General features: G+C 46.8%; 9 tRNA genes and 3 rRNA genes. All 12 read right to left on the reverse strand.

Going from position 1 to position 1,970, the window contains the following annotated elements:
* Positions 1 to 343: ribosomal RNA gene (locus tag BKP45_RS09245) — 16S ribosomal RNA — on the reverse strand; the annotation flags it as partial.
* Between the two features lie 205 nt (positions 344 to 548).
* Positions 549 to 624, reverse strand: a tRNA-Ala gene (locus tag BKP45_RS09250).
* Between the two features lie 4 nt (positions 625 to 628).
* Positions 629 to 705: transfer RNA gene (locus BKP45_RS09255), tRNA-Pro, on the reverse strand.
* Between the two features lie 35 nt (positions 706 to 740).
* Positions 741 to 817 (reverse strand) — tRNA-Arg (locus BKP45_RS09260).
* A gap of 104 nt (positions 818 to 921) precedes the next feature.
* A tRNA-Leu gene (locus tag BKP45_RS09265) sits at positions 922 to 1,010 on the reverse strand.
* A 17-nt stretch (positions 1,011 to 1,027) separates the two neighbouring features.
* A tRNA-Gly gene (locus BKP45_RS09270) sits at positions 1,028 to 1,102 on the reverse strand.
* A gap of 9 nt (positions 1,103 to 1,111) precedes the next feature.
* A tRNA-Leu gene (locus tag BKP45_RS09275) sits at positions 1,112 to 1,195 on the reverse strand.
* 17 nt (positions 1,196 to 1,212) lie between these two features.
* Positions 1,213 to 1,288: transfer RNA gene (locus BKP45_RS09280), tRNA-Lys, on the reverse strand.
* Positions 1,289 to 1,364: 76 nt separating this feature from the next.
* Positions 1,365 to 1,440, reverse strand: a tRNA-Thr gene (locus tag BKP45_RS09285).
* A gap of 7 nt (positions 1,441 to 1,447) precedes the next feature.
* Positions 1,448 to 1,523: transfer RNA gene (locus BKP45_RS09290), tRNA-Val, on the reverse strand.
* A gap of 5 nt (positions 1,524 to 1,528) precedes the next feature.
* Positions 1,529 to 1,644, reverse strand: a 5S ribosomal RNA gene (gene rrf, locus BKP45_RS09295).
* Between the two features lie 85 nt (positions 1,645 to 1,729).
* Positions 1,730 to 1,970: ribosomal RNA gene (locus BKP45_RS09300) — 23S ribosomal RNA — on the reverse strand; the annotation flags it as partial.

The raw sequence follows: 1,970 nt of genomic DNA on the forward strand, positions 1-1,970 counted from the left end.
TGGGCCGTGTCTCAGTCCCAGTGTGGCCGATCACCCTCTCAGGTCGGCTACGCATCGTCGCCTTGGTAAGCCGTTACCTTACCAACTAGCTAATGCGACGCGGGCCCATCCTGTAGTGTTAGGTAAAACCCAACTTTTACTTCGGAACCATGAGGCTCCAAAGATTATCCGGTATTAGCTTCGGTTTCCCGAAGTTATCCCAGTCTACAGGGCAGGTTGCCCACGTGTTACTCACCCGTCCGCCGCTAATTTCAGGGAGCAAGCTCCCATCCATTCGCTCGACTTGCATGTATTAGGCACGCCGCCAGCGTTCGTCCTGAGCCAGGATCAAACTCTCCATAAAAGTGTTTGATAAAGCTCAAAATTTAAATTCATTGACGAGATATTTACTATCTCTTTAATTCGCTTGGCTGTGTGTTCAGTTTTCAAAGAACAATCTTAAAGTTTGTTTCGGACAAAAGCGTTATACCAATATAATTCTTTTGTAACCAACTCATTAACTTTACCATAACCCTTGTTGTTATGTCAATACTTTTTAGAAAATATTTTGGTGGAGCCTAGCGGGGTCGAACCGCTGACCTCCTGCGTGCAAGGCAGGCGCTCTCCCAGCTGAGCTAAGGCCCCTAAATGGTCGGGAAGACAGGATTTGAACCTGCGACCCCCTGGTCCCAAACCAGGTGCTCTACCAAGCTGAGCCACTTCCCGTTTATATATATTAATTTAATTTTCAAATAATAATATGGCGCGCCCTGAGAGATTCGAACTCCCGACCTTTTGATTCGTAGTCAAACACTCTATCCAGCTGAGCTAAGGGCGCTTAATAGCCACTTATTAATTTAAACCAACAGTCTAAAGTATGTTCCTGTAGCAATACGTATATTCGTCATAAAGCTATATAAGGAAAACTCAATATTGTTGATTTGGTACCGAGGGCCGGACTTGAACCGGCACGATAGTCACCTACCGCAGGATTTTAAGTCCTGTGTGTCTGCCAATTCCACCACCCCGGCATAGCAGACTATAATATTGGAGCGGAAGACGAGATTCGAACTCGCGACCCCCACCTTGGCAAGGTGGTGTTCTACCACTGAACTACTCCCGCAAATTTTAGTGGTGCGGGTGAAGGGACTCGAACCCCCACGTCAAAGACACTAGATCCTAAGTCTAGCGCGTCTGCCAATTCCGCCACACCCGCATATAAATTTGTAAAAATGGTGAGCCATGAAGGATTCGAACCTTCGACCCTCTGATTAAAAGTCAGATGCTCTACCAACTGAGCTAATGGCTCTTGATACTGAATTTAGATAAATATAAGGTTAACTTTGCCACATTTCCGCTACATTGCATACTCAATGTAGTTGCAGTGGTGCCGGCCAGAGGACTTGAACCCCCAACCTACTGATTACAAGTCAGTTGCTCTACCAATTGAGCTAGGCCGGCATCTTAATGGTGGAGGATGACGGGATCGAACCGCCGACCCCCTGCTTGTAAGGCAGGTGCTCTCCCAGCTGAGCTAATCCTCCGAAATACCTAGCAACGTCCTACTCTCACAAGGGGAAGCCCCTAACTACCATCGGCGCAAAAGAGCTTAACGATCGTGTTCGGCATGGGAACGAGTGTGACCTCTTCGCTATCGCCACTAGATAATATATTTAGTTGAAAGAAATCATTCTTTCAAAACTAGATAACATACATTTAAGATTCTTGAGTGTGAATTCAACTCTTATTTTAGGATAAGTCCTCGACCGATTAGTATCTCTCAGCTCCACACGTCACCGTGCTTCCACCCGAGACCTATCAACCTCATCATCTCTAAGGGGTCTTACTGGATTAACTCCAAGGGAAATCTCATCTTGAGGGGGGCTTCATGCTTAGATGCTTTCAGCACTTATCCCTTCCATACGTAGCTACCCAGCTATGCTCCTGGCGGAACAACTGGTACACCAGCGGTATGTCCATCCCGGTCCTCT

This window comes from Anaerobacillus alkalidiazotrophicus (assembly GCF_001866055.1).